Here is a 19,023-nt window from a genome sequence, read left to right as displayed (position 1 = left end):
GGGACAAGCTCTGAGGCTACTGCCGTTCTCCCGTCCCACAGTTCAGCCGTTGTCCGTGCCCTTGTTCAGCAGCCGCTCCACGTCGCCGATCGCGTCGGCGGCCGTTGCGCGTACGACAATGTCACCGGTCTGCGGTGCCTCCAGCGGGTACTCGAACCAGCTCCCGTCCGGGCGTCGGAACCCTTCCGGGTCGACGTGGAACACCTTGAGCCCGGCCGCACGCGCCCGCTTGGCCACGTGCCGGCGGTCGGCGTGCAGCCCGACCACGAGCAGGGCCTTCGCATCGAGGTGCAAGGTGACCGGCGGGATCCGCTGGTCGTAGCGGTTCGGCCCGGGCTGGCTGTGGCGGGGACTCCGGGGCACCTGAGACCGGGCCTGCCGACGTCGGGCCCGCCGGCGGAACAGGCCGCGGAGCCCGCCGGGTTCCTGCCCGTCGACCTATGTACGGGCCTGGTCCGGCTGGGTCCGTGTCGCCTTCGTCCGTGTACTCGCGGATGATCGTCGGATGGCGGCTGGCCACCCACATGCGCACCGAACTCCAGCTGGATGCCCTGGAGATGGTGCTGTGGCGGCGCGGTATCAAGAAGGGCTCCGGCCTGATTCATCACAGCGACAGGGGCAGTCAACCCGGGGTGCGGGGCCTCGCTGCCCCGATACACGCGGACGCGGAGCCGGCCGGCCCGTCCACGGCCGGCCGGCTCCGCGTCCGGTCACTCCTCGGCGGCGGCGAGGGCGGCCAGTTCGCGGTCGACCGCCAGCTGGTGCGCCTCGGCGTCCTCACGCGCCTTCTTCGGGCTCCAGCGACCTGCCATCACGAAGACGAAGGGCAGGAAGAGCACCTGGCCGCCGACGCAGATCCACCACCAGTTGCGCCACTCGCCGGGCCCGTCCTTCGACGCTTTCTGGACCTCGGGGCCGTACTCCTGCAGCAACTTCAGCTGCGGCGCTGCCTTCTGCACGACACCCAGGTTCTCCGCACCGACCTCCTTGACGGCGCGGGCGCCCAGCGCGGGCGGCACCGTGGTCGGGGTGTACTTGTTCAGCTCGGCGAAGAGCTGAGGGTGCGCGTTGACGATGGCCAGCGCGGGCGCGGCCTGCACCGAGGCGGCCTTTACCTCGGCGCCGTGCTCCACGAGCGGGGTCACGGAAGTCACCAGCACCGGTATGAAGGCCGCGGAGACGGCGACCACGATGCGCACCGTCCAGCCCCACACCGCCAGGCCCGCCGCGGTTGCCGCCGGGTTGTGCTTCTCCACGGTCTCGGTGAAGCTCGCCATCCAGGGCGCGTAGGCGATACCGCTGAAGACGCCGATGCCGATGAACAGCCAGGCAAAGGTGTAGTAGTCGGTCGTCAGGTGGGTGGCGCGGGTGGCGAAGATCGTGGTCACCACGACGGAGCCGACCGCGCCGACGATCATGAAGGGCTTGCGCACCTTCAGCCGGTCCGAGAGCAGGCCGACCAGGACCAGGGCGATGGCGTTCGCCCCCCAGTACCAGTTGGCCAGCGCGTTGGTGCGCTGCTCGCTGTAGCCGAAGGTGGTCGCGAAGTAGACGACGAAGTTGCCGACCGCCGCGTAGTACAGCAGCAGGAACACGGCGATGGCGAAAGCCGAGCCCAGAACGTCCAGGCGCATCATCTGCCGCCACTCGCCGCGGCGCACCGCCTCGGTGTCCAGCCCCTTGGCGCGCGCCTCGACCAGCGCCCGGTCCCGCAGCGACACCATGATCTGATCACGCAGCGCCGGGGACAGCTCGCGCAGCGCGAAGATCGCGACGACGAAGACGACGAACCCGGCGATCGCCGAATAACGCAGCTCGTCCTGCCAGGTGGCGCTGTCGAGGGTGTTGCTGGTGACGGTGGTGACCACCAGAGAGCCGATGACCGGGCCCATCGTCCAGTACCCCATCGCGGTGGCCCGGCCGAGCTGCGGGGAGAAGTCCCTGATCAGCGCAGGGGTGGCGACCAGCACGATGCCCTCGATGAAGCTGACGAGCGCGAAGAGCACCAGATAGGTGGTCTTGTTCGCCGCGTTCGGCAGCCCGAAGAAGACCAGAAGCGCGGCGATCAGCAGCCCGTAGACCACCAGATTCGCCCGGCCCCAGCGATCCGCAAGACCGGCCACGAGCGAGGCGAAGGCCCCGATCGCGTTGCCGATCACCGAGACCCAGACGAAGTAGCGGTACGTCATGTCGAAGTGCGTGATGATCGACGTCGCCACCGCGTACTGGATATACAGCATGTAGTACAGGACGACGGTGGTGATGACCACGATCGCGAGATACGCCATACGGCGACCGGTGAGCGGATAGTCCGCCAGGTCGCGGCGGTACAGCCAGGCCAGCGGGCCGCGGGCGTCCACGGCGGGCCCATCGGGCGTGGGTCTGTCGGCGTCGAACGCCGTCGGAGTGGCGGACATACGGCTCCTTCTGGGGATACGGAAACCGGGTTGTGTCGGGGCGACGGGGGCGCGCTGCGCCCGGCTCCGAGAGCGTGGCCAGAGGCTAGTACCGACTAGTCGGTACGCCTAGGGGTCTGCGCAAGGTTATTCACCCCGTTCATCACCCGGCCGCCGACGGACCCCAGCGAAGCCGTCCAGAGCGACGAGCAGATCCGCAGCCGCACCATGACCCTGCTCATCGCCGGCCACGACACCACCACCGGCGCTCTGACCTGGGCCCTGCGCCAGGTCGAACTCCCGCTGGTCTTCGCCGACGACGGTGTGGAACGTCACGTAATTCCCCACCCGTGACGCCGACTTGCCCGCCCTATCGTTCGACCGTGCGGATCACGGCTCGGGGGTCCATTCCACGGGAGGGAGCATGCGGCTGTAGTGGGCTCCTCTGGTGCCGTAGCGGGCGAGGTGGAGGGTCTCACCGTCGATCTGGATCTCTGCCGGCGGAGGGTTGGGAACGGAGATCCGCGGGTGGGCGTAGGGGTGGCCTTCGACGAAGAGGGGCTCCCGGTGGCGGTTCCGGCCGTCCGCCCACCTCTGGGCCCGCTCGCGGGTCCAGAGATTCTGCAGGGTCCGCGGGGCGGCCGGGTCGTGCTCGTAACCGTTGAGGCTGCGCACCAGAGCTTCGCTGTAGACACCCTTGACCCGGAAGTTCTCCAGGTCATCCGCGCGTACGATCATGTTGACGTACCGGCGGCCGTTGCCTCGGTGCCGACCCACCGCAGGCCAGCGACCGTGGCCGGGGTCCCAGCGGACAGGCGGGAGCCACAGCAGGGCACCTGTGCGGAAGTGCTTCGTGCCGTGCTGGATGTCGAGGCCGCTCTCGCCGTGCGCGGTTTCTCGCGCCACGTTGGCCACCAGGCACCAGCCCAGCAGCCCGTCCGGCGTCTCGTCTTCGGTGGGGCCCGTGTCTGTCACGCCGAGAATCTTGAGGCACGACACGGGGCGCGAGCCAGCGCTTATCAGCTGAGCCGACCGGAACGAACCCTCTCCAGATCACCAGCCGCAGGAGACAGCGGCCTCGTTCGAACGTGCGGGCCCATCGGTCAGCCAGACGACCGACCGGACTCAGCCCGCCGCACCGCGCGGGGGAAGATGGGGTGTAATGACGGAACGCGAAGTCTGGAGCTTCCATGGCGAAGCGGGTTCACCAACCCCGTGAGGACGCGGAGTTCGATTTCATCCTCAGGATGAGCGGAGTCCCGGTCCTCGCATACTTCACTGGGACATGGCCCAAGGCAATCGAGCCCTGCCGGGCGATGGACCTCGTCGTGGGTGACATCGCAGACGAGTACACGGGCCGCCTGACGGTCGTCCGCACCGACATGACGCGCTGTCCGTCCGCGACCAAGCGATACGGGATCACCGGAGCCCCGTCCTACGTCCTGGTGAAGGAGGGAGAGATGGTGGCGCACGGCACGGGGCCCATGGCCATCGCCGAGGTACGGGAGCTCCTGGACGGCCACCTCTGAGCGATCGCCGCAGCACTGCGGCCGCCCCGTCTGTTCGGCGAGTAGGCCCTCGTGGTCCGGACGGTGACCGCCGCCCGGAGCACGTCAGTGCAGCCGCTTACCCCTCCTCGGTGGAGTCCGGATCGCGTAGGGGCCGCAGCCCGTATGTCCGCGCACGGCGAGCCGCTCCCCTGGGCCATCGACCTGGGCTCCCTACTCAGACGGAACACGCCGCACATAAGTACGCGCCCCGATGCCCGTGGCGGCCGGCACTGATGAAGTGGCTCTCATGACGACGCAGAACGCCGCGCCTCAGCGCCGAGCAGACCACCCGACCTGGTGGAGGATCCCCCTGGTGGCATCCGCGCTCGGCCTGCCGGTCCTCGCCCTGGAATACAGCGCGATCCGGGCGCAGGCGGGCATGGGCCAATACGGAGCAGTTCTCTACTGGGCCCTCGCACTGTACGCCGTGGCCTGGGCCCCGCCCCACCGCCGCTCGTTCAGAACGCTCCGCATCCTGGCGAGTGGAGCGGCCCTGATGATCACACTTCTGCCCGTGACGCTCCTGCTGCTACTGGGCGCGATGCTGCCCGGCTGACGCGTACGCCACGAATTCCGTCCAGGCGGTCGAGGAGTTTTTCAAATGGACGAGCCCCTGGAGGGCCAGCGCGAAGCGGCGGTACATCCGGCCAGTCAGCGTGACCATCCTGCCCTGTTGCAGGCAGAAGACATCCTCGACAGACATCAAGTATGGCTTCTCCACCGCATTCACCACTGACTGACCTATAGATCCACCCACGGGTCCCCCGTGGCCCTACGTGACTGCACACGCAGCGACTCCCACAGGCTGAGGCTGACAACGCGTACGACCCGTACAGCCGAGGGGCTCGGGCGCAGTCCAGACGCCGACCTTCCGGACACGCTCTAGAGGGGGAAGTCGTAGGCGATGAAGGCGAGGCAGACGACCGTTCCGTCCTCCTCCAGTGCCTCGTAGCCGTCTCGTTCTTCCTCATTGACCGGGAAGAACAGGGCGTTGCCACCGCGGTCCGGATCGGTGACGATCTCGGCGTAGTTGACCCGGCGGCCCTGGCCGTCGCCGGCCGCGATGATCCGTTTGACCTCGCGGAGATCGGCCTCGGCATCGCGGCCGTCGACGTGCAGCGGATCGAACGGATCGCCGCACAGGACGGCGTATCCGTCCAGCGCCGACGGTTCGTAGCCGTTGTACCCGTCGTTCCAGTCGGCCGCGACGATCCGGGTGGGATCCGCCAGCGGCAGGACGACCATGCTGACCCGGGCCACCGCCGGTTCGTCGCCCACCTGAGACCAGTAGAAGCCCGCGTACACCGGCGCCTTGCTGGGGCCGGAGAGCAGGCCGCCGTGAACCCATCGACCGGCGGTCGCCATCCCGTACCAGGTGACCTCCTCCGCCAGTTCCAACTCTCCGACGCGTGCGAACCATTCCGGCCGCATCATTCCCTTCTCACCGTTCCGATTGACGTGATCCACCCACCGCCATAACAGGGCGTCCATGGTGGCCGCTGGGGTGGCGGAAGCGGGCGAATCCTTGGCTGCTGTCATGGCTCACAGCATGGCAGGGGGGTGTGACAGTCCCACCGCGTCCAGGCGGGTGGCCGATGACAAGTCGCAGCTGTGCGTGCCTCCGCCGAGGACGGCGAGCATGCACAGTGTGAGCAGGGAGCCCAGGCGGCAGCGGCGGCCCCGGACCCGGCGGGGGTCGGGTATCCGGCCCAACGCGTCCGCCGGGCAGGTGAGCTGTGAGGGTTCCAGGCAGGTGGAATCGGTGTCCGCGCAGTGGCGTTGCAGGACACCGATTGGGCCACGGCGGCACGTACGCAGGCGATCAGCTCATCCCGCCGCATCAGAACGCATCAGCTCTGCCCCTCGACCGTTGCCATGCGGGTCGTCTGTAGGAAGATTGGCACAGTGCCCACATGAGCCACGGTGACGTCCTGCGGAACACGAGCACCACAGGATGGCGTTGTAGCAATGACGGTGAGGGGATCAGAGAGTCATGCACAGTTCTGGAGCGGGGGTCGACGGCGCGCGTGGGGTGCTCGCAGTGGACTCGACCGCCCCGGGCGCCGCGCCGCGGGGACTCGACGCCTTCCGGCGCGGGTGGGAGACGCAGATCGGCGACGATGTCTTCCAACTGCCGGCCTTCAGCGCGGACACGATCGGTGACTTCCGGGTCAAGGGCAACGTGGCCAAGGTGCACGGCGCGGCGATCGCCGATCTTCACGCCGCGTCGGCAACCCGGACCGCGGACGCCCCGGGCGGCGATCAGGATCTGGTGGCCATGTACGTAGTGCAGCGCGGCGCATGGACTCTGGGCGGCCCGCCCGGTCGCGGCGAGCAGACCGTACCGGCCGGGCAGTTCCTCGTCCGGCACGTCGGACGCCTGACGGCCTTCGAGACGACGGCGCACCTCACGGCGAAGTTCTTAGTCCTGCCACCCGGCGAGCTCAAACCCCTGCTCGGGAACCGGGTCATCACCGGGCCGACGGACTCGGCCGAGATACGCCTGCTGACGGCCCTCACGGACATGATCCACACAACTGTGGCCGACCTCGGCCCAGCCGGTGTGGAAGCAACCCACGGCGCCCTGATCGAGCTGGCCAAGGCGGTGGCGAAGGGCCGGTTCGACGACGTAGAACCCCGGCTGGCTCCCGCGCTCACCCAGGCAGCCAAGGACCTCGCGGACCGCCGGCTCGCTGATCCCGAACTTTCTCCTGCGATGCTTGCGCGTGAACTCAACGTCTCCGTCCGTACGCTGCACCGGGCGTTCGCCGCAGTAGGAGAACAGGTGGCCACCTACATCCGCCACCGCCGACTGCAAGAGGCCCGGCTCGCCCTCACCGCGCCATCAGGTGGCCTGAGTATCTCGGAACTCGCCGCACACTGGCAGTTCGCGGACAGCAGCCACTTCACCCGGACCTTCAAGAAGCACTACGGCCAGACTCCCACCGAGTACGCCCGCTCGACCGGAGCAGCCTCGCTCTCGCCGAACAGACACCTGCCGGGCCACGGGCCGGCCGAAAGCGCGTGACCAAAGGTACGACCGCAGTTCAGCGGATGCCGCCAACTCGTGTCCCAAGCAAGGCAGGGCGGCGCTGTGGGCGGCCTGGGCATGTGACCGCGACGGGATGTCGCCGATGACGGCGCGGATCTGGGTGACCTCATCGGCGGGGCCCTCGGTCTTTAAGCTTGATCTTTAACCTCGCCGGTCACCCGACCTGCTGATCTTGGTTTGTTCCCGGGACAGCAGGGCGGCCGTTCTTCACGCTTCGAGGTGTCGAGCAACGTCGCGTGAAGGAACGGCCGCTGGTGAAGAGTCTCGCCGCTGAACAGTCCGCTGACGCCGCGTTGGGCGTCCTGTCCCACTTTCGTGTCGAGTTCTACGACTGCCTCTACACCCGGGCGGATGCGCTCTTCGAGCTCACCGACGCGGTGCTGTGCTCGGACGGGCCAGTGACGTCGCTGGTCGAGCTGACGCTCACGGCCGAGCACCGGCGCGGGCACGGAGCGATGTACGACGCGGTCAACCATGGCTGGCTGGAGCCGCGCCGTCTGCGCAGGCTGCTGACCTCCACGCCGCTGCCGCGTGCCGCCGACGGGCGGATCGTACTCGCGGTGGACGTGAGCAACTGGCTGCGACCCGACGCCCCCACCAGCCCGGAGCTGCTGTTCTGCCACGTCTACGGACGGGGCCGCAGCGCGGATCAGTTCATCCCCGGCTGGCCTTACTCCTTCGTCGCCGCGCTGGAGACGGGACGCACGTCCTGGACGGCCGTGCTGGACGCGATCCGGCTGGGGCCGTCCGACGACACCACCGCGGTGACCGCCACCCAACTGCGCGAGGTGGTCACCCGGCTGGTGCACGCCGGGCAGTGGCGGCCGGGCGACGCGGACATCCTCGTCGTCATGGACACCGGCTACGACGTCACCCGCCTCGCCTACGTCCTGGCCGACCTGCCCGTCGAGCTGGTCGGCCGGCTCCGCTCGGACCGCGTCATGCTCCGGGACGTCGGCCCACGCCGCTCCACCCCGCGCGGCGGACAGCCCCGCAAGCACGGCGGCGTCCTCACCTTCTCCAAGCCGGAGTCCTGGCACACCCCCGACCAGGCCACGACGTGCGACACCACCCGCTACGGCACAGCCGAAGCCCTCGCCTGGGACCGCATGCACCCCCGATTGCAGGCCCGTGGCCCCTGGCTCGACCACTGCGGCGAACTCCCTTTGATCCACGGCACGTTGATCCGGCTGAAAGTTGCGCACCTGCCCGGTGACCGCGACCCGAAGCCGGTATGGCTGTGGTCCTCGCGCACCGGGATGACCGGCGAAGACGTCGACCTGCGCTGGCAGGCGTTCCTCCGCAGATTCGATCTTGAACATACCTTCCGGCTGTTCAAACAGACCCTGGGCTGGACCGTCCCCAAGGTCCGCGATCCGCACACGGCCGACCTGTGGACGTGGCTGATCATCGCCGCCCACACCCAACTCCGCCTTGCCCGGCCACTCGCCGAGGATCTTCGTCGGCCCTGGGAGCGGCCGGCGCAACCTCATCGGCTCACCCCTGCCCGAGTCCGCCGGGGGTTCCGCCACCTCCGCGTGAAGACCGCCCGTCCCGCCGACGTGCCCAGACCCTCCAAGCCCGGACCCGGACGCCCACCCGGCTCGAAGAACCGCAGGCCAGCCCCACGTCACGAGCCTGGAAAGACCGTGAAACGAATCGAAACCCTCACCGAACACGTCCGCCTGAAACAGCAGCGAGGTTAATGATCAAGTTAAGAAGCTGTTGTCTTTCCGGGTGTGATTGGCGTGTTTCCGCTGGTTGCGGATAGGTGCGTAAGACCCGTGGGAGTAGTGGTCTGTCAGGTCGTCGTTCCCCGGGAGGTCTCGAATGCCGTCAGTCGTTGGACTACTGGAACAGCACGAGCTCTTTGCTCGGCGTCGGGTCGATGGCCTGCGTGAGGAGGCCGACCGTATTCAGGCCGAGCTGGCCGCGGCCGAGGAGGAATGGCAGGAGTGGGCGATCGCCCGGCGGCGGGTCGATACGGTTCTGGCTCCGGACAGCGCCGCTGACGCCGGCCCCCGAGCCGCCGCCGGGCCTCGGGAGGCGGACAAGCAGCCGGCGTCCCGTGATGCGGCCAACCCGAGATCGCAGGTGCCGGTGTGGCGTGAGGAGGGTCGCCTCTTCGGTGCTGTCGGTCGACTACCAGCGCATCCTTCAAGCCGTCGCGGACCGTGTCCGTCTCGGCCAGGGGCCGCTGACCTGCCGGGAAATGGCCGCAGTGTTCGGCATGGACGTGGTGCCGGCGCGGGTGGGGGCATTGCGGTCGAAGGCGAAACGCCTGGTCGCCCGAGGCTGGCTGGCCGAGCCCGCACCCGGCCGGTTCACCCTCGGCCCAGGTGTGGCCGGGCCAGGCAACGGGTCATGAGGGCCGCCATCGACCAGTAGATCATCGCCTCGGCACTGGCGATACGACGCTCGAAGTCGCGGGCCAGGCGGAGGCTTCGCATCAGGTGCGCGAAAAGACGCTCGCCGATCCACCGCTTGGGCAGCACCACGAATCCCTTCATGTTGTCGCTGCGCTTGACGATCGCCAGGACCAGGGCGAACGTGGCCAGGCCGTGCTCGATCAGACTGCCGGTGTAGCCGCCGTCGGCCCAGACCAGGGCCAGGCGATGGTGAGCGGCAGCCACCTGTTCCCGCAGGATGTGGGCAGCGGCGCGATCGCCCACATCCGCAGCGGTGACCATCACGCCCAGCAGCAGGCCGAGGGTGTCGACCACGACGTGCCGCTTGCATCCGTTGGCCAGCTTGCCGCCGTCGAAGCCACGTGTGCCGGCGCCGACGACGGCATCCGCCTTGACCGACTGCGAATCAATCACCCCAGCCGTCGGCAGGGCATCGTGCCCTGCCCTCTCCCGGACCTGCCCCCGCACCCGGTCATGGAACTCCCGGACCAGGCCGCGATCGCGCCAGCGGCGGAAGAACGCATAGACCCGGTCCCACGGCGGGAAGACGGCCGGCATCGCCCGCCTTATGTGGAATCGAGCAGGGCTAGCCTGCTGTCATGGCCCCCATCCCGTGGGGCAAGTTCCCCACTCTCGCTGAACATCAACTGGCCCGACGGTGGCTGCAGTTCATGGCGAACATCGGTCGGGCTTCCAACACGATCGACGCGTACGGGCGGGCGGTCGAGGACCACCTGCGATTCTGTGCAGTTGAAGGCACAGATCCTGTACGGGCCGGTGCGGACACGGTTGCCGCCTGGATCGGGGACATGCTCGACCGGCCCCGCCAGCGATCAGCGAAGGCGTCGCTGCATCCGGAGACGGGACTGGCGAACGCGACCGTCCAGCAACGTCTGGTGGCCGTGTGGTCCTTCTACGAGTACCTGGTGGAAGACGGGCTGCGCGAACGGATCCGGTACGCCGGGGACAGCCGAGCCGCCGTGGCCGTCGTCCGCGGCAGGGGCTCGTGCGGCGCCTCGAGCAGGCACTTTGGATCCCCAACGACGACGTCTGGCAGCGGATCCTTGTTGCGTGCGCCACGGAGCCGCTACGCAACCGGCTCATGGTCGCGCTCGCCTATGACGGTGCCTTGCGCCGCGAGGAGCTGGTCCAACTCGATGTCGGGGACTTCGAGCACGCGCACCGCCTGATCCATCTGCGGGCAGAGACGACCAAGTCCCAGCGGGCCAGGGAAGTCGCCTTCGGCGTCACCTCGTCTCAGCTGTTCGTGGCCTACCTCAACGAACGCCGCGGCATGTTCGGCCGTATCGACGGACCGCTCTTCCGGTCCGCCTCCAACCGCAACTACGGCAAGCCGCTGGGGCCTTCCACCTGGTCAAAGACCGTCGAAGGCATCGCCCACAGGGCCGGTGTCGCACGACTGTCCACCCACACCTTCCGGCACCTGCGGCTGACCGATCTGGCCCGCGCCGACTGGACCATCGACCAGATCGCCCTGTACGCCGGCCACCGAGACTTGGCGACCACCATGCGATACATCCATCTGTCGGCTGGGAGCTCGCTGCCCGGCTGCACCGCGCGTCCGCATCGATCCAGCAGGACAGGGAGAACTTGCTGGCAGCACTGGCGGCAGTCCGGTGAGCGCGACCGAACCGCCAGCACCTGCATCGCTTGCACAGTACTGTGCCAAAACTGCAGCTCAGAGCCCAGTTCTGAAACCGGAAGAACGGGCGGCCCTCAGCCGCCTGGCCGGGCTGGATCATCAGGTGATCCACGAGCGAAACCGCTCGCTCTGGCCCGGCTGATCGATCCGCTGGAGGCGGTCTCGGCTCGGTGGGGCAACGCGCTGACCGACTCGGCCCGCAACATGCTCCTGATGGAGGTCGGCCGACGCTCCCGGGCCTACTGGGCCTGGGACGAGCAGATCTGGACGGTGTTCGTCGCCTCCGTCACGGGCGAGATCCGTCACCGGCGCCGGGCCCACCTGGTGGCTTGGGGCTACCTCTTCGGCGGACACCGGCGACTGCACCACCGCGTCGGGATGCCCAAGCTGCGCCCGCTGGCCGACTTCGTCTTCGGCCACGGGGCCGTCGACCCTGCTCTGGAACAGGTCTGCACGCTGCTGGAACGCTGGGAGACCTCACCGAAATCGCAGCCGGAACTGGTCCGTTCCTCGGTGCTCGATGCCCTGCTCAGCGCCGGCAGCCCGCACTTGAAGGACGTGACTCTGGAACTGCTGCAGGACCTGGTCGCCGACCATCCGGCATCCAGCGCACGGCGCCGCGGGTTATTCAAGATGTCCCGGGTCCTGGCGGCGAACGGCTTCATCCCCGAGCCGCTCACCGGCAGCCACCAACAGCGCGGAACGCGTCCGGAGACCGTGGCCTCGGTCCCGCTGGAGTGGTTGGAGATGGTCCGCTGGCGGAAGTTCAGCACCAACGAGCCCGGCACCATCCGCACCAAGTTCCCCTTGCTGCTGGTGGCCGGGCGCTGGGCGGCCGAACGGCACCCGGAGGCGACGAGCCCACAAGCCTGGACGCGTGACATCGCCGCGGAGTACATCGCGGACGCGGTGATCGCGGTTCGTGGTCAATGGGCCGGCCACAACCGCAACCGCACCGGCTGGGGCGAGCCCTTGAGCGCCAGCGGGAAGGCCGGTCGGGTTGACACCATCCGCAGCTTCTTCTGCGACCTGATCGAATGGGAATGGATCACCCCCAGGTTCGATCCCCGCCGCGTCCTGGCTCTGCCGCTGTCGGTCCGGGCCGGTCGCGACCCGGACCCCCGGATCATCGACGATGCCGCCTAGGCCAAGCTCATGGCCGCCGGACTGACGCTGACCTGCGACGACTTGCGCGCCTACGGGACACCGCGGGCGAAGGCTGCCGGATGGCACGCGAACTACTACCCGATCGAAATGATCCGTGCCCTGGTCGGGGTGTGGTTGTTCGGCGGGCTACGGATGGACGAGATCCGCCGACTCGAACTCGAATGCGTCCGCTGGGACCAGGCCACCGACCCCGACAACGGCGAGACCTACCGCGTCTGTCTGCTGCACATTCCGGCGAACAAGACGACGGCGGCATTCTCCAAGCCGGTCGACCCCATCGTCGGTGAGCTCATCGATGCCTGGAAGGACGTTCGCCCTGCCCAGCCGGACATCACCGATCGCAAGACCGGACAGCGACGCCAGCACCTGTTCTGCTACCGCGCTCAGCTCATCGGCTCCGCCTACCTCAATGACAAGCTCATCGCGATTCTCTGCGCGAAGGCCGGCATCCCCGAGTCCGACTCCCGCGGCGCACTTACGAGCCATCGGGCTCGCGCCACGATCGCCACCCAACTGCTGAACGCCAATGACCCCCTGTCTCTGGCTGACCTGCAGCAATGGCTCGGACACAAGCACCCATCCAGCACCCGCTACTACGTCAAGATCCTCCAGCGGACGCTGTCAGCGGCTTACAAGAAGGCCGACTACTTCGCCCGGAACGTGCGCACCATCCAGGTCCTCGTCGACCGTGAATCCATCCTCACGGGCGCTGCCGCCAGCGGCGAGCAGCCGTGGAAGTACTACGACCTGGGTGAGGGCTACTGCTCTTACGACTTCTTCGCCAAGTGCCCCCACCGGCTGGCCTGCGCCTGCTGCCCGTTCTACGTCCCCAAGACCTCAAGCCGCGGCCAGCTCCTAGCCGTCAAGGACGACATCGACGAAATGCTCGAACAGCTCAACCTCACCGACGACGAACGCGAAGCCCTCGAAGGAGACCGCGAAGCCGTCACCGCCCTTGCCGAACGTCTCACGGACACCCCCACCCCCGCCGGCCCCACACACACAGGGACCTCGGAACGACCGGCGCCTTCGTCCCCCTGACCCAGCTCATGAGCACCGTTCCTGCGAAGAACCCGGGGCAGCACGACAAGCGAGATACCGATCGAAAACCGCCTGGCTATCAGGAGTGAAGGTCCACTGCTGCAGAGCCCGCCGCAGCTCGGACTCAGTCAGCCACCCGTGCCAGGCCACCTCTTCCGGATCGGGGGCGACGATCTCCGGAAGCACGGCGTCACAGACCGCAAGCCAGTGAGGGCTGAGCCCGCCCCGGTTGAGGAACTTGAACCGAAGGCACGCTGTCGCCCGCACTCCCAGCTCCTCCCTGAGCTCGCGAGCAGCAGCCTGCTCATAGGACTCGCCGACTCCCGCAGCACCCCCGACCCCGAGTTCGTAGTGCCCTGGGAAACGGGACAGGTGCTCGGCCCGCCGATGGACGAGAAAACGGCCTTGCCTATCGCGGCACACCACCACGCCCACCCGGTGCAGCCAGCCCTCCCGAACGGCGTCCCGCCGACTGACTACCCCCAGCACACGGTCCTGAGCGTCAACACGTTCCACGAGTTCATCCACGACGCACACGATCGCAGAACCCACTGACACCCGCCCGGAATGCCCGGACAGGCACGCAGTCAACGGCCGTCGGACCGACCTCACCCCACCGAACGAAAGGACACAGCCCTGTCTCGATTCTCAATAACTTGCCACTTGATGCCGTTGTCCACGAGATAGCCGATCGCGTCCAGCATCGCCCGGTGGCAGTACGCTTCCGGCTGCCCGCCCTGGCCCTGCATCCAACCCGGCACCGGCAGCAGCGGCCGCACCACCACCCACTCCACGTCCGTCATGTCGCTCGGATGCCGACGCTCTCGCAGGCGATTGTCGGCAGCGTTTCCGAACCGGTGAGCCAGACAGTTGCACTTCCGAGTACCCGCGGTGGACTGCACGGGCATCGGCACGCAAGACTGCGACACCAGGGCCTCCTGATGCTCGGTGATTCGACACCGGCGAGCTGTTCAGGAGAACCTCCTCGCATGCGCCGAGCACCCGACGACCACCCAATCGAGACGGCCGTTCGAGCACCAAGTCCCCAGAGCATTAAGAGGTCATCTCGATAGGCGGGTGGGTGGTCGAAGCGCCCTGCCGGTTGGGACGTATGGTGCGGGTGCGACGATGCGTGCATGCGTGAGTTGAGCCAGCTGATCGGCGTCGATGAACCGGCCTGGCCGGAACTCAGAGAGACTCTCGATGCAAGCCCGGTGTCCGTCGAGGTGCTTCCACCCGATGGCGATGTGGGTGGGGTGTCGATTCTTCAGCTGCAGGTCACGGCCAGGTCGTACCTGGGCGCGGTGGTGCTGCACTGCGGCGGTCTGGTGGTGGACGACGGATGGCTGCGGGTCTTCGGCAGTCCCTCGAGTGGGGCTGAGCACGGGTTGGCGGGCCTGGCTCGCGTGAATCAGTTCCGTGGAACATTCGACCCAGCGTGGCGACCGGAAACCGGTTTGGTGGTGGCACACGACGTGCTGGGCGGCGTCTTCGCTCTCAACGGCGCCGCTCCCGCCGACGCCGACCGTCCAGGGGCCCCTGGCGAGGTTGTCTACTTCGCCCCAGATTCCCTTCGCTGGGAGGCTCTGGGTGTCGGTCACTCGACGTGGCTGGCCTGGCTGGTGTCCGGGGCACTGGATGAGTTCTACGCCGATCTGCGCTGGCCCGGCTGGGAGAAGGAGGTTCGGGCACTGAACAGCAATCAGGGCCTTACAGTCTTCCCGCCGTTGTGGTCTGCCGAGGCCCGTCAGGACATCTCCGCGACCAGCCGTCGCGCCGTGCCTATGAGAGAGCTGCTTGGCGTCGCACGGGACTCATGCCGACAGTTCGATGGGGTTGACCCGGGCTTTCTCGGCGCCGTGTGAATCGGTCGCCCCGTCCAGTCGGCGGTAGCAGATCAGGGCGGCGGCGATCCCGGCGAAGGCCAGGAAATGCTCCGCCTTACGCTCATAGCGACGATGCAGACGGCGGCAGCCTGTCAGCCAGGCCACCGTCCGCTCCACGGTCCAACGGTGGCGTCCCAGCCGCTGGGAGGACTCGATGCCCTTGCGGGCGATGCGCGGGGTGATGTTCCGGGACCGGAGCCATCGTCGCAGGTGATCGTAGTCGTAGCCCTTGTCTCCATGGAGCTTGGCCGGCCGTCGCCGCCGGGTCCCGCGCCGCGAGCGGATAGGCGGGATACCCCGCACAAGCGGCTCCAGCCCCTGGCTGTCGTGGGTGTTCGCGGCGGAGATGCTGATGGAAAGAGGCAGACCAGTCCGCTCAGTGATCAAGTGGATCTTTGATCCCTTCTTGCCGCGATCTACGGGATTCGGACCCGTCAGATCCCCCCTTTCGCTGCTCGCATATTGACCGAGTCGATCGCGCACCGCGACCAGTCCAGGGTGCCGCGGCCGAGCTCGTCCAGGATCAGTCGGTGGAGCTTCCCCCACACTCGTGCCCGGCTCCACTCGGTAAAGCGCCGGTGTGCGGTCGGCCCGGACGGACCGAAGCCCGGCGGCAGTTGCCGCCACGTGCAGCCTGTCGTGGCCACGAAGATGATCGCCGCCAGCACCTGCCGATCCCCATACCTGCGTCGGCCACCACCCTGGGGGCGTACCGGTGCAGCCGGAACCACCCGCGGGAACAACTCCCACAACCCATCCGGCACCAGACGCTCCACCATCGCCATCACGGCCGCCAGCCTAGTGATCAAGCCAGTTGAGACGATCTCTAACAGGTCGTTAAGTCCGATCTTCCTTGGTTCGTGATCGCTCGATCGTGGTACTGATCGCCGCCCGGGCCGTCTGCCGCTGACCGCCTGCGGGCAGGCGCTCAGCGGCCCTGGCCACGCCTCCAGTAAGCCGACTCCGACCTGGCGCTTTCCCGGGACAGCGGCGGGAGGGGAGGTACTGGCGGAGGCGGAGCAACAGTTCATAGAACACGTGATTCAATGACCGCATGGTGGAGGACCGTACATTTCTGGGGCCGCTGGAACTGGCCAACGGCCGTTGGGGAGTCGGGGACGCCACACGACCTGACGCCCACTGGGTGGAGTTCCGTCCGGACGGGCTCTACCAGCACGAGCCAGACTCCGAGGGACAGTTGATCCCGTGGTCCAGGATCATGAATGGCATCTGGATCACCTGGGGCAAGCACTCCTGGAACACGAACAGCAGAGGCGTATACACGCTGAGGGGAATGGTCGCCACGCGCAACGGCGGCTGGATGCACACGACACTGCGCCACCCGTACGAGGACCACCAGCTGCGCTTCGACCAGCACACGCGCCCGTACCGGGCGGTGGACGCCCTCCGGCTGGAGTCCCTGCTGCGGCAGCTCACCACTGAGGGAAAGCTACATCTCCTCGGCGACCCGGAATGGGTGGGTCGTGCCGCGGCGTACCTGGCCGGCGGGAAGAACCGCTGGATTACCAGCCGTGCACTGCGGCAGGTGGCGGCGGAGGCCCTGGCGGCAGCCGGCCCTGGCAGCCCCTGACAGCCGCCATCGCCATCGGCGCCGTGGGCGGACAACAGACATCAAGGTTGCCACTGCGGACTGGGCACGGCCCTCACCCCGCCATCGCCGGAGAGCACCCTATCTGCGTCATGTGCAAGGTCATCAAGTCCGTTTCTGGTAGCGGCCTCGTTCGGGTTGGGTGAGGAAACCTTGCCGGGTGAGGCGTCCGAGGCGGCTGCGGGTGACGTTGACGGACGCCCTCGTCGATGGGCATGTCGAGGAGTTCGTGCAGCTCACGAGCTCGGAACACCTGCCCGGGGTGCTGGTTGAACGCGTTCACGATGTCCTGGTAAGCGGTGTTCGCCCCGGGCGGATCGGGTTCGGCTCCTGCTGGTGCGAGCTCCGTGATGATTCTTCGAGTGGTGGCCAGATCCGCAAGGCGCGCTTCGCTCTCGGCCAGAGCAGCGGTGAGGTACTCGATCTGACCGCGTAGTTCCGCGGCCAGGGCGGTGCCCTCGTCGTGCTGGGCCTGGAGGCCGGTGAGGAGTCCGATGACGTTCACTCAGCCAGCCCTAGGGTGTCGCGCCAGGTGGGACTCGGTGTGGTGAGGCGGCGGGTCATGTTCGCGGTGGAGGCCCAGTAGACGCGTGAGGCGGAGGTGTCGGGCAGGTGGTCGTACTCACGGGCCAGACGCCGGTGCAGCAGCAATGTGCCGTTCGTCTGCTCGACCACCCACCGCTTCGGCTGCGGGACGAAGCCTTTGCCCTGGTCGGCCCGGTTGCGGCGGACGACCTCGACAGTGATGTCCAACAACGCGCCGTGGATGACGACTTCGTCCTTGAAGCCCTGGTCCACCAGGGCCTTCTCCAAACGCATCCGGCACCGCTCGGCGGCCTGGTCGAGCAGGGTGGTGCCGGCGGCATTGTCGTGGGCGGAAGCGGCCAGCACGACGACGCCAATGATCAGCCCCAGAACGTCGACGGCCAGTCCCCGCTTGCGCCCGGACACCTTCTTGTTGGCGTCCAGTCCCGTCGTGGTCTTGGGGACACCGGCGGTCGCGCGCACGGACTGGGTGTCAAGGATCACGAGAGACGGGTCCTCTAACCGGCGCGCTCTCTCCCGCACCTGGCAGCGCAGGAGTTCCTGGATCCGCTGGTCGAGCCCGTCCTTGCGCCACAGCGTGAAGTAGTAGAACACCGCCGACCAGGCCGGCAGATCATGGGGAAGATAGCGCCACTGGCAGCCCGTCCGGTTCTGGTAGAAGATCGCGTTCACGACCTCCTTCAGGTCGCAGGACCCGGGGTCCCCGGTCGCCGAACGCGCCACCCGATCCTGCTTCCAGGCCGTGATCATCGGCTCGATCAACGCCCACTGCGCATCCGATAAGTCGCTGGGTTACGGCTCTCTGTCCACGCCCGCATCCGAACATGAACATGCCCATCAGGTCGCCCCGTGCAGCGATCATTACCACGATCGAGCGATCGCAGACCGAGGAAGATCGGACTTAACGCCCACTAAGACAAAAGCTACTTACGCGTCGGGGTGCTCCGGCAGGGCGAGCCAGTCCGACCAGGAGATCTCGCGGCCGAGGAAGCGCGGCTGCTCGAACGGCCAGTCGGCGGCGATCCACTGCGGCACCAACTCGTCGAGGGCCCCCTCGACCTTGCTACCCACCAGCTCGTCCACCACCCACCAGGAGATCTCGCCGTCCGCGCCGGCCCTCTCCGGTGGATCGATGTAGACGCAGCCGAGCAGAGCTGTCTCTGCCCTGTCGAACAGCGCGTAGTTGAAAGACTGGTGTGCGGCGATCTCCTTCTCGTGCCGCAACAGGTCGGCCTGGTCGGCCTCGTAGGTCATGGTGGCCGCGGGCCAGCCCCAGGCTGGGCCGAAGATGGTCCACAGCCGCTCGCGCGAACCCATCACAGCCGGATAGTCGAGCGGGGTGTCCGCCTCCCGGATCGGCCGCAGGTGATGACCACTGCCCGGCAGCGGTACCAGGACGGGATGGACGAAGTCATCGGGGAGCCAGCTCATAGCGCCCGACCGTAGCAGCGCGCGGCCGTCCGCTCCCCTGGATTTTCCCCGTATACCGCCAGGCCCTGCTCTCATGCCGGGCAATGCCCGCGATCACCCGATCGAGACTCCCGTTCGATCGACAGACTCCATGATCGGTATGGCAACGGCTTCCAAGGAACTCGGCGCTTCCCAGCGACCTGAGAGGTGGTCCACCGCCCCGCGGCTCACCATTGGATGGTGCTTGCTGCCCGCCTCCCGCTAGGACTTGTCCGGGCGATCTCTGAGGCAACTG

Annotated in this window: 20 protein-coding genes and 3 pseudogenes; 12 read left to right on the top strand and 11 right to left on the bottom strand. The window is 67.7% G+C overall.

All coding sequences use genetic code 11. From position 1 onward, the window contains the following. Positions 1-42 precede the first annotated feature (42 nt). A complete protein-coding gene (locus FNV62_RS51905) occupies positions 43-363 on the bottom strand; it encodes a hypothetical protein (RefSeq protein ID WP_143630339.1) in 321 nt (106 codons plus the stop codon). Between the two features lie 73 nt (positions 364-436). Between FNV62_RS51905 and FNV62_RS56605 the strand changes: the two are divergent. Then, positions 437-626, top strand: a pseudogene (locus FNV62_RS56605) (DDE-type integrase/transposase/recombinase); the annotation flags it as partial. Between the two features lie 84 nt (positions 627-710). Here the strand turns inward: FNV62_RS56605 and FNV62_RS51900 are convergent. Beyond that, entirely contained in the window at positions 711-2,417 is a 1,707-nt protein-coding gene (locus FNV62_RS51900) for an MFS transporter (protein ID WP_143630336.1), read from the bottom strand. A 207-nt stretch (positions 2,418-2,624) separates the two neighbouring features. On the opposite strand from FNV62_RS51900, the gene FNV62_RS56600 reads away from it, so the two are divergent. Then, on the top strand, positions 2,625-2,750 hold the full coding sequence (locus FNV62_RS56600) for a cytochrome P450 (protein ID WP_221939464.1): 126 nt from the start codon (positions 2,625-2,627) through the stop codon (positions 2,748-2,750). A gap of 36 nt (positions 2,751-2,786) precedes the next feature. Here FNV62_RS56600 and FNV62_RS51890 read toward each other — a convergent pair whose 3' ends face one another. Then, complete coding sequence (locus tag FNV62_RS51890; RefSeq protein WP_143610855.1) at positions 2,787-3,371, bottom strand: hypothetical protein; 585 nt, start codon at positions 3,369-3,371, stop codon at positions 2,787-2,789. Positions 3,372-3,586: 215 nt separating this feature from the next. On the opposite strand from FNV62_RS51890, the gene FNV62_RS51885 reads away from it, so the two are divergent. Both FNV62_RS51885 and FNV62_RS51880 read left to right on the top strand, forming a co-directional pair. Next, positions 3,587-3,925, top strand: coding sequence for a thioredoxin family protein (locus FNV62_RS51885; protein ID WP_143630334.1), 339 nt, complete (start codon positions 3,587-3,589; stop codon positions 3,923-3,925). 268 nt (positions 3,926-4,193) lie between these two features. Then, positions 4,194-4,502, top strand: a complete 309-nt coding sequence (locus FNV62_RS51880; protein WP_143610854.1) for a hypothetical protein — start codon at positions 4,194-4,196, stop codon at positions 4,500-4,502. Here FNV62_RS51880 and FNV62_RS51875 read toward each other — a convergent pair. Both FNV62_RS51875 and FNV62_RS51870 read right to left on the bottom strand, forming a co-directional pair. After that, on the bottom strand, positions 4,476-4,649 hold the full coding sequence (locus FNV62_RS51875; RefSeq protein WP_164331907.1) for a hypothetical protein: 174 nt from the start codon (positions 4,647-4,649) through the stop codon (positions 4,476-4,478). The two genes, FNV62_RS51880 and FNV62_RS51875, sit on opposite strands and share 27 nt — an antisense overlap. A gap of 179 nt (positions 4,650-4,828) precedes the next feature. Continuing rightward, a complete protein-coding gene (locus tag FNV62_RS51870; protein WP_143630332.1) occupies positions 4,829-5,485 on the bottom strand; it encodes a hypothetical protein in 657 nt (218 codons plus the stop codon). Positions 5,486-5,939: 454 nt separating this feature from the next. Between FNV62_RS51870 and FNV62_RS51865 the strand changes: the two genes are divergently transcribed. From FNV62_RS51865 to FNV62_RS56595, 3 genes and pseudogenes are all read left to right on the top strand, one after another. After that, positions 5,940-6,974: a helix-turn-helix domain-containing protein gene (locus FNV62_RS51865; RefSeq protein WP_225900723.1), complete on the top strand. Its 1,035-nt coding sequence runs from the start codon at positions 5,940-5,942 to the stop codon at positions 6,972-6,974. Between the two features lie 278 nt (positions 6,975-7,252). Further along, positions 7,253-8,704, top strand: coding sequence for an NF041680 family putative transposase (locus FNV62_RS51860; protein WP_143604719.1), 1,452 nt, complete (start codon positions 7,253-7,255; stop codon positions 8,702-8,704). Positions 8,705-8,828: 124 nt separating this feature from the next. Further along, a pseudogene (locus tag FNV62_RS56595) lies at positions 8,829-9,366 on the top strand (hypothetical protein). On the opposite strand, the gene FNV62_RS51850 reads toward FNV62_RS56595, so the two are convergent. Continuing rightward, positions 9,323-9,964, bottom strand: coding sequence for an IS5 family transposase (locus tag FNV62_RS51850; protein WP_143614779.1), 642 nt, complete (start codon positions 9,962-9,964; stop codon positions 9,323-9,325). The pseudogene FNV62_RS56595 and the gene FNV62_RS51850 sit on opposite strands and share 44 nt — an antisense overlap. A gap of 448 nt (positions 9,965-10,412) precedes the next feature. Here FNV62_RS51850 and FNV62_RS54935 point away from each other — a divergent pair, with 448 nt between their 5' ends. Next, on the top strand, positions 10,413-12,215 hold the full coding sequence (locus FNV62_RS54935) for a tyrosine-type recombinase/integrase (protein ID WP_205522495.1): 1,803 nt from the start codon (positions 10,413-10,415) through the stop codon (positions 12,213-12,215). Between the two features lie 9 nt (positions 12,216-12,224). Then, positions 12,225-13,277, top strand: a complete 1,053-nt coding sequence (locus tag FNV62_RS54930) for a tyrosine-type recombinase/integrase (protein WP_205523197.1) — start codon at positions 12,225-12,227, stop codon at positions 13,275-13,277. Between the two features lie 6 nt (positions 13,278-13,283). Here FNV62_RS54930 and FNV62_RS51835 read toward each other — a convergent pair whose 3' ends face one another. Next, positions 13,284-13,793 (bottom strand): NUDIX domain-containing protein, encoded by a 510-nt coding sequence (locus FNV62_RS51835; RefSeq protein WP_143611722.1) that lies wholly within the window; start codon positions 13,791-13,793, stop codon positions 13,284-13,286. Positions 13,794-13,885: 92 nt separating this feature from the next. Continuing rightward, complete coding sequence (locus FNV62_RS56590) at positions 13,886-14,080, bottom strand: transposase (RefSeq protein ID WP_225900722.1); 195 nt, start codon at positions 14,078-14,080, stop codon at positions 13,886-13,888. A gap of 333 nt (positions 14,081-14,413) precedes the next feature. Between FNV62_RS56590 and FNV62_RS51825 the strand changes: the two genes are divergently transcribed. Beyond that, positions 14,414-15,142 carry a DUF2625 domain-containing protein gene (locus FNV62_RS51825; RefSeq protein ID WP_144316274.1) on the top strand — a complete coding sequence of 243 codons (729 nt, stop codon included), beginning with the start codon at positions 14,414-14,416 and terminating at the stop codon, positions 15,140-15,142. On the opposite strand, the gene FNV62_RS51820 is transcribed toward FNV62_RS51825, so the two are convergent. Beyond that, positions 15,092-15,942, bottom strand: a protein-coding gene (locus FNV62_RS51820; protein WP_225900944.1) for an IS5 family transposase whose coding sequence is annotated in 2 segments (ribosomal slippage) — positions 15,092-15,615 and positions 15,615-15,942 — 852 coding nt in all. Because the reading frame shifts where the segments join, the coding sequence is not laid out codon by codon here. The two genes, FNV62_RS51825 and FNV62_RS51820, sit on opposite strands and share 51 nt — an antisense overlap. A gap of 275 nt (positions 15,943-16,217) precedes the next feature. Between FNV62_RS51820 and FNV62_RS51815 the strand changes: the two genes are divergently transcribed. Then, positions 16,218-16,754, top strand: coding sequence for a hypothetical protein (locus FNV62_RS51815; RefSeq protein ID WP_143630328.1), 537 nt, complete (start codon positions 16,218-16,220; stop codon positions 16,752-16,754). Positions 16,755-16,932: 178 nt separating this feature from the next. Next, positions 16,933-17,208 (top strand): hypothetical protein, encoded by a 276-nt coding sequence (locus FNV62_RS51810; RefSeq protein WP_164331906.1) that lies wholly within the window; start codon positions 16,933-16,935, stop codon positions 17,206-17,208. A 65-nt stretch (positions 17,209-17,273) separates the two neighbouring features. Here FNV62_RS51810 and FNV62_RS51805 read toward each other — a convergent pair. Both FNV62_RS51805 and FNV62_RS51800 read right to left on the bottom strand, forming a co-directional pair. Beyond that, positions 17,274-18,107: pseudogene (locus FNV62_RS51805) on the bottom strand (IS5 family transposase); the annotation flags it as partial. Positions 18,108-18,245: 138 nt separating this feature from the next. Beyond that, on the bottom strand, positions 18,246-18,749 hold the full coding sequence (locus tag FNV62_RS51800; RefSeq protein ID WP_143630326.1) for a GNAT family N-acetyltransferase: 504 nt from the start codon (positions 18,747-18,749) through the stop codon (positions 18,246-18,248). Positions 18,750-19,023 lie beyond the last annotated feature (274 nt).

Origin of the sequence: Streptomyces sp. RLB3-17 (genome assembly GCF_007113425.2) — a bacterium.
Classification (GTDB): domain Bacteria; phylum Actinomycetota; class Actinomycetes; order Streptomycetales; family Streptomycetaceae; genus Streptomyces; species Streptomyces mirabilis_D.
This window is presented reverse-complemented; position numbering and strand designations above follow the sequence as displayed.

Excerpts from the sequence above, each read along its gene's own strand:
- FNV62_RS51900 (WP_143630336.1), bottom strand. The coding sequence starts at position 2,417 with ATGTCCGCCACTCCGACGGCGTTCGACGCCGACAGACCCACGCCCGAT.
- FNV62_RS56600 (WP_221939464.1), top strand. The coding sequence starts at position 2,625 with ATGACCCTGCTCATCGCCGGCCACGACACCACCACCGGCGCTCTGACC.
- FNV62_RS51885 (WP_143630334.1), top strand. The coding sequence starts at position 3,587 with ATGGCGAAGCGGGTTCACCAACCCCGTGAGGACGCGGAGTTCGATTTC.
- FNV62_RS51880 (WP_143610854.1), top strand. The coding sequence starts at position 4,194 with ATGACGACGCAGAACGCCGCGCCTCAGCGCCGAGCAGACCACCCGACC.
- FNV62_RS51875 (WP_164331907.1), bottom strand. The coding sequence starts at position 4,649 with ATGTCTGTCGAGGATGTCTTCTGCCTGCAACAGGGCAGGATGGTCACG.
- FNV62_RS51870 (WP_143630332.1), bottom strand. The coding sequence starts at position 5,485 with ATGACAGCAGCCAAGGATTCGCCCGCTTCCGCCACCCCAGCGGCCACC.
- FNV62_RS51865 (WP_225900723.1), top strand. The coding sequence starts at position 5,940 with ATGCACAGTTCTGGAGCGGGGGTCGACGGCGCGCGTGGGGTGCTCGCA.
- FNV62_RS51850 (WP_143614779.1), bottom strand. The coding sequence starts at position 9,964 with ATGCCGGCCGTCTTCCCGCCGTGGGACCGGGTCTATGCGTTCTTCCGC.
- FNV62_RS54930 (WP_205523197.1), top strand. The coding sequence starts at position 12,225 with ATGGCCGCCGGACTGACGCTGACCTGCGACGACTTGCGCGCCTACGGG.
- FNV62_RS56590 (WP_225900722.1), bottom strand. The coding sequence starts at position 14,080 with ATGACGGACGTGGAGTGGGTGGTGGTGCGGCCGCTGCTGCCGGTGCCG.
- FNV62_RS51825 (WP_144316274.1), top strand. The coding sequence starts at position 14,414 with ATGCGTGAGTTGAGCCAGCTGATCGGCGTCGATGAACCGGCCTGGCCG.
- FNV62_RS51815 (WP_143630328.1), top strand. The coding sequence starts at position 16,218 with ATGGTGGAGGACCGTACATTTCTGGGGCCGCTGGAACTGGCCAACGGC.
- FNV62_RS51800 (WP_143630326.1), bottom strand. The coding sequence starts at position 18,749 with ATGAGCTGGCTCCCCGATGACTTCGTCCATCCCGTCCTGGTACCGCTG.